The organism is Stenotrophomonas sp. YJH_SMC_12-1 (assembly GCF_059370935.1).
The window spans coordinates 23,740-30,237 of the sequence record NZ_JCAFUD010000016.1 but is presented as its reverse complement, the minus strand read 5'-3'; the positions used below and the strand labels follow the sequence as shown (position 1 = coordinate 30,237).

Below are 6,498 nucleotides of genomic sequence, written 5' to 3'. Positions count from 1 at the left end.
GCGGGAGTGTCCGCGGCATGGATGCCGCGGCCAAGCCCCCAAGGACGGGTTTACGGCGTCTCCCGCAACCGGACCCACCCCGCCATCCCTCAGGAAACCAGCTTCTGCTGTTGCTGTTGCTGTTGCTCTGGATCGTAGCGGGTGCAGGGCGCAGCCCTGCCGAAAACCCCATTCAGGCAGGTAAGTGCAGGTCACAGGATAAGCAGACGCCTTGTTGCCTCCGCCATTCGGGTCCACATTCCTGTGCAGGAGACGGGCCGCCGCCCGTTGTCGAGACACCAGGAGCCCTGCATGTCCGCTGCCCCCACCACCGCCATTTCCCGCGATCCGGCCACCGGCCAGCAGATCGCCAGCCATCCCTTCGCCACCGACGCCGAGCTGGAAACAATCCTGGATCGCGGCCAGGTCGGCTTTGCGGCCTGGAGCATCAAGAGCCTCGAACAGCGCGCAGACGTACTGCGTGCGATGGCCGCGGTGCTACGCCGTGACCGTGAAAAGCTGGCCGCGCTGGCTACCGCCGAAATGGGCAAGGTCCAGGCCGAAGCGCTGGCCGAAATCGAGAAGTGTGCTGTGCTGTGCGACTGGTACGCCGACAACGGTGCGCAGTTCCTGCGCGACGAACCGACCCAGGTGCCCGACGACAAGGCCTACGTGTCCTACCTGCCGCTGGGCGTGGTGCTGGGCATCATGCCGTGGAACTTCCCGTACTGGCAGGTGATGCGCGCGGCGGTGCCGATCCTGATGGGCGGCAACGGCTTCCTGCTGAAGCCGGCCGAGAACATCGTCGGTACCGCGCAGCTGCTCGACGCGGCATGGCGCGATGCCGGCTTGCCGGAGGGCACCTTCATCGCGGCCAACATCAGCCGCGAGGGCACCAGCCGCGCGATCGCCGATGACCGCATCGCGGCGGTGACCCTGACCGGCAGTGTGGCCGCCGGTCGCAGCATTGCTGCCCAGGCCGGGCAGGCGCTGAAGAAGGTGGTGCTGGAACTGGGCGGTTCCGATCCGTTCATCGTCCTGGCCGACGCCGATCTTGATGCGGCCGTCGATGCGGCCGTGGCCTCGCGCTTCCAGAACACCGGGCAGGTCTGCATCGCCGGCAAGCGCATCATCGTCGAAGACGCGGTCTACGATCGTTTCGTGGCGCAGTTCTGCCAGAAGGTGCAGGCACTGACCATTGGCGACGGCCGCGACCCGGCGAACCGCATCGGCCCGATGGCACGCCAGGATCTGCTGGAGCAGCTCGACGCGCAGGTACGTGCTTCGGTCGATGCCGGTGCGCAGCTGCTGGTCGGCGGGCACCAGCTGGATCGTCCGGGTGCGTTCTATGCCCCCACCGTGCTGGCCGGGGTTGAGCCGGGCATGCAAGCCTTCGACACCGAAACGTTCGGGCCGGTGGCCTCGATCAGCCGCGCCCGCGACGCCGACCATGCGGTGGAACTGGCCAACCAGAGCGAGTTCGGCCTCAGCGGCAACCTGTGGAGCGGCGACCGCGCCCGTGCGATGCAGCTGGCGCGCCGGCTGCAGACCGGCGGTGTGTTCGTCAACGGCTTCTCCGCGTCCGATCCGCGCGTGCCGATCGGCGGCGTGAAGAAGAGCGGCTTCGGCCGTGAGCTCTCGCACTTCGGCATCCGCGAATTCGTCAACGCGCAGACCGTGTGGTTCGACAAGCGTTGACGCGCAGCTTCCATCCTTCCTGCAACGATCCACCATCAGTCCAGCGAAAAGGACGGCATTCCAATGTCCAAGGGTTCAGATCTGCTTGTCGCCGCACTTGAGAACGAAGGCGTCGAGCGCATTTTCGGCATTCCCGGCGAAGAAAATCTCGACGTGGTCGAGTCGCTGCGCCATTCCAGCATCGAGCTGGTCATCACCCGCCACGAGCAGGCGGCAGTGTTCATGGCGGCCACCTATGGCCGCCTGACCGGCAAGCCGGGCGTGTGCCTGGCCACGCTCGGCCCCGGCGCGCTGAATTTCACCACCGGCGCCGCGTATGCGCTGCTTGGCGCATGGCCGGTCATCATGATCACCGGGCAGAAGGGCATCGTCGCCAGCAAGCAGGCGCGCTTCCAGATCGTCGACATCGTCAGCACGATGAAGCCGCTGACCAAGCAGGCGCGGCAGATCGTGTCGGCGCGCACCATCCCGACCATCGTCCGCGAGGCGTTCCGTGTCGCCCAGGAAGAGCGCCCGGGCCCGGTGCTGCTGGAGCTGCCCGAAGATATCGCGGCCGATGAGGTCGAGGGCGTGGCGCTGATTCCGCCGCACGCGGTGGATCGTCCCATTGCCAGTCCGGAGGCGCTGGATCGGGCGGCGGAGATCATCCGCAACGCCAAGCGCCCCCTGCTGATGATCGCCTCGGCGGCGTCGCGGCCGCAGTCCAGCGAAGCGCTGTCGGCGTTCGTGTTGCGCGCCGGCGTTCCGTTCTTCACCACGCAGATGGGCAAGGGCGCGGTGGCCGGTGGTTCGGGCCTGTACATGGGCACCGCGGCGCTGACCGAGCGCGATTACGTGCACATGGCGATCGACCAGGCCGACGTGATCGTGACCATCGGCCACGAGGTCACCGAGAAGCCGCCGTTCGTGATGCGCCCGGGTGGGCCGACCGTGATCCATATCGGCTACTCGCAGGCGGCGGTGGAGCAGGTGTACTTCCCACAGGTGGAAGTGATCGGTGACATCGGTCGTTCGCTGACCCAGTTGGCCGATCGTATCGAAGGCGCGGTGCCAAACGCTGACGCGCTGCTGCCGCTGCGCGCGACCATTCTGGAACACCTGGCTGACCGAGCCGAGGAGGCTGGATTCACGCCTCAGCGGCTGGTGCACGACGTGCGCCAGGTGATGCCGCCGGACGGCATCGTGGCGCTGGACAACGGCATGTACAAGATCTGGTTCGCGCGCAATTACCGCACCCAGGTGGCCAATACGCTGCTGCTGGACAATGCGTTGGCGACCATGGGCGCGGGCCTGCCGTCGGCGATCATGGCTTCGATCCTGTACCCGCGGCGGCGGGTGCTGGCGGTGTGTGGCGATGGCGGGTTCATGATGAACAGCCAGGAGCTGGAGACCGCGCGTCGGCTGGGCCTGAACCTGGTGGTGCTGATCCTCAACGACGGCGCCTACGGCATGATCCGCTGGAAGCAGGCGGTGGATGGCTTCACCGACTACGGCATGACCTTCAGCAATCCCGATTTCGTGAAGTATGCCGAGGCCTATGGCTGCAAGGGGCATGAGGTGACGGCCATCGAGCAGTTCATCCCGACCCTGGAGGCGGCCTTCAACGAGGGCGGGGTGCACCTGGTGTCGGTGCCGATCGATTACTCGGAGAACCAGCGGGTGCTGGTGGACGAGCTGCGGCAGGCGTTCCCTGGGAACGGTTGACGCCGGGACGAGCGCCAACCAAGGTTGGCGACTACCGGGGCATCGGTTCCCCGGAATCCGGTAGGTGTCGACCTTGGTCGACACACGGACCGCCAACCAAGGTTGGCGGCCATCTGGGCGGGCCCGGCCCAAGGCCGGGGCAGGGCGGTTTTGGTATGCTGGGCAACCGGCTGTGCCGGGTGCAACATCCCCCCTCACTACACGATTCCCGCAGATCCATGAGCGAAGCTACCGATACCCCCCCCGTCGACGAAAACAAGTTGATCGCCGAGCGCCGCGAGAAACTCAAAACGCTGCGTGGGCAGGGCATCGCGTACCCGAACGACTTCCGTCGCGAGGACTTCGCCGGCCGCCTGCAGGAAGAATTCGCCGATGCCGAGACCTGGACCGCCGAGGCGCTGGAAGGCAACGGCCGCCAGGTGAAGATGGCCGGCCGCCTGATGGCCAAGCGCATCATGGGCAAGGCCAGCTTCGCCCAGATCCAGGACGAGTCCGGCCGCATCCAGCTGTTCCTGCAGGGCGCGGTGCTGGGCGATGCCTACACGGCCTTCAAGGGCTGGGACGTGGGCGACATCATCGCCGTCGAAGGCGGCCTGACCCGTACCAAGACCGGCGAACTGTCGGTCAAGGCCGAGTCGATCCGCCTGCTGACCAAGTCGCTGCGCCCGCTGCCGGACAAGTGGCACGGCCTGGCCGACGTCGAGCAGCGCTACCGCCAGCGTTACGTCGATCTGATCGTGACCCCGGAATCGCGCGCAGTGTTCATCAAGCGCTCGAAGATCATCCGCGCCATGCGCGCGTGGCTGGACAACCGCGACTTCCTGGAAGTCGAGACGCCGATGATGCATTACATCCCCGGCGGCGCGGCGGCCAAGCCGTTCACCACGCATCACAACGCGCTGGACCTGGACCTGTACCTGCGCGTGGCGCCGGAGCTGTACCTCAAGCGCCTGACCGTGGGTGGCCTGGAGCGTGTGTACGAGATCAACCGCAACTTCCGCAATGAAGGCGTCAGCACCCGCCACAATCCGGAATTCACCATGATGGAACTGTACGAGGCCTATGCCACGTACAACGAAATCATGGACCTGACCGAGGGTGTGATCCGTGATGTGGCCAAGGCCGTGAACGGTGGCACCGAAGTGGAATGGGACGGCGCGAAGATCGACCTGGGTCCGGCGTTCCGCCGCTGGCGCATGGATGAGGCGGTGCGCCACCACAACCCGGAAATCTCGGCCGCTGATTGCACTGACCGCGATGCGCTGCTGCGCCATTGCGAGCGCTTGAACATCCGCGTCAAGCCGTCCTACGGCTGGGGCAAGCTGTTGCTGGAGATCTTCGAGGCCACGGTCGAGCACACCCTGATCCAGCCGACCTTCATCACCGACCATCCGGTCGAGGTCTCGCCGCTGGCCCGTGCCAATGACAACGACCCGGGCTACACGGATCGCTTCGAGCTGTTCGTCAACGGCAAGGAGCTGGCCAACGGCTTCTCCGAACTGAACGACCCGGAAGACCAGGCCCAGCGCTTCCAGGCCCAGGTGGCCGCGAAGGAGGGTGGCGACGACGAGGCGATGCACTACGACGCCGACTACATCCGTGCGCTGGAGTACGGCATGGCCCCGACCGGCGGCCTCGGCATCGGCGTTGATCGCCTGGTGATGCTGCTGACCGGCAGCAGCTCGATCCGTGACGTGCTGCTGTTCCCGTACATGCGTCCGGAGCAGTAAGTCGTCTTTTTGACTCCCGTTTGTGCGCGCCGTCGCGAAATGAGACGGCGCGATTGACGCCTCCCGCGCTCGGCGTATCGTTAATGCACTACCTTGACGTCTGTTATGGCTTGATCGGCGCCAGGGGGAGTGCGCATTGTGGAGAGTCCGCTTCACAATGTGATGACGATCATGAACCGGGATGCATGACACGGGAGTCGGGCCGATGCAGGGTGCGAGCGTTCGCAGCAGCAGGGTATCCTCGCCTGCTGATGATCCAGCATGGTCGAGAAACCAGGCGGAGTACGCGTTGAACATCGTCATTGTTGACGACCAGACGTCCGCGCGGACGATGCTGCGTCACGTTATCGAAGACATCGCGCCGGAACTGAGCGTGTATGACTTCGGTGATCCGCTGACCGCATTGGCCTGGTGCGAGGCGCACCCGGTCGACCTGCTGCTGCTCGATTACCGCATGCCGGAGATGGACGGGCTGGAGTTCGCCCGTCGATTCCGTCGCCTGCCCAAGCACCGCGATATCCCGGTGATCCTGATCACCGTGGTCGGCGACGAGCCGATCCGCCAGGCGGCGCTGGAAGCAGGGGTCATCGACTTCCTGGTCAAGCCGATCCGTCCGCGCGAACTGCGCGCGCGCTGCTACAACCTGCTGCAGCTGCGCCAGCAGACCGAGAACGTGAAGCAACGTGCGTTGTCGCTGGAGCAGCGCCTGCTGGCCAGCATGCACGAGGTCGAGGAACGCGAACGCGAGACCCTGTCGCGATTGGCCCGGGCGATCGAGTTCCGTGATGCCGGCACCAGCGCCTATCTCGAACGCATGGCGCGCGTTGCGGGGCTGATCGCCGAGCAGCTTGGCCTGCCCGAAGACGACGTGCGCCTGATCGAGATGGCGGCACCGCTGCATGACATGGGCAAGATCGCCATTCCCGACGCGGTGCTGCTCAAGCAGGGCAAGCTCAATGACGAGGAGCTGGCGATCATGCGCCGGCACCCACGCATCGGCCACGAGCTGCTCAGTGGCAGCCAGAACCGTTTCATCCAGGTGGGCGCGCTCATCGCGCTGCGCCATCACGAGCGCTATGACGGCAGCGGCTATCCCGACGGCCTGGTCGGCGAAGCGATTCCGCTGGAAGCGCGGATCGTTGCTGTCGCCGACGTCTTCGATGCGCTGATCTCGCCCCGTCCGTACAAGGAAGCATGGACCATGGAAGCCACTCTGGCTTATCTGTACGCCCAGCGTGGGCGACTGTTCGATCCGCGCTGCGTGGATGCGCTGATGCGCGGCCACCAGCAGTTGATGGATATCTGCGCCCAGCACTCGACGGCATCGACGCGACCGGGTGGGTGACATGCAGGACCTGTTCGCACGCGTGAGGCGTCGGCTGGCGCA

4 protein-coding genes are annotated in these 6,498 nt (G+C 65.8%); all 4 read left to right on the top strand.

What is annotated here, in order from left to right; translation table 11 throughout:
- The first annotated feature begins 291 nt into the window (after positions 1-291).
- Positions 292-1,677, top strand: coding sequence for an NAD-dependent succinate-semialdehyde dehydrogenase (locus tag AC5P8Y_RS19850; protein WP_033832968.1), 1,386 nt, complete (start codon positions 292-294; stop codon positions 1,675-1,677).
- Positions 1,678-1,740: 63 nt separating this feature from the next.
- Positions 1,741-3,381 carry an acetolactate synthase large subunit gene (locus AC5P8Y_RS19845; protein WP_111172436.1) on the top strand — a complete coding sequence of 547 codons (1,641 nt, stop codon included), beginning with the start codon at positions 1,741-1,743 and terminating at the stop codon, positions 3,379-3,381.
- A gap of 218 nt (positions 3,382-3,599) precedes the next feature.
- Entirely contained in the window at positions 3,600-5,111 is a 1,512-nt protein-coding gene (gene lysS, locus AC5P8Y_RS19840; protein WP_005409494.1) for a lysine--tRNA ligase, read from the top strand.
- 205 nt (positions 5,112-5,316) lie between these two features.
- Positions 5,317-6,456: a cyclic di-GMP phosphodiesterase response regulator RpfG gene (rpfG, locus tag AC5P8Y_RS19835; RefSeq protein ID WP_005409495.1), complete on the top strand. Its 1,140-nt coding sequence runs from the start codon at positions 5,317-5,319 to the stop codon at positions 6,454-6,456.
- The last annotated feature ends 42 nt before the right edge of the window (positions 6,457-6,498 follow it).

Coding starts and splice junctions, on each gene's coding strand:
- AC5P8Y_RS19845 (WP_111172436.1), top strand. CDS start 1,741: ATGTCCAAGGGTTCAGATCTGCTTGTCGCCGCACTTGAGAACGAAGGC.
- AC5P8Y_RS19850 (WP_033832968.1), top strand. CDS start 292: ATGTCCGCTGCCCCCACCACCGCCATTTCCCGCGATCCGGCCACCGGC.
- lysS (WP_005409494.1), top strand. CDS start 3,600: ATGAGCGAAGCTACCGATACCCCCCCCGTCGACGAAAACAAGTTGATC.
- rpfG (WP_005409495.1), top strand. CDS start 5,317: ATGCAGGGTGCGAGCGTTCGCAGCAGCAGGGTATCCTCGCCTGCTGAT.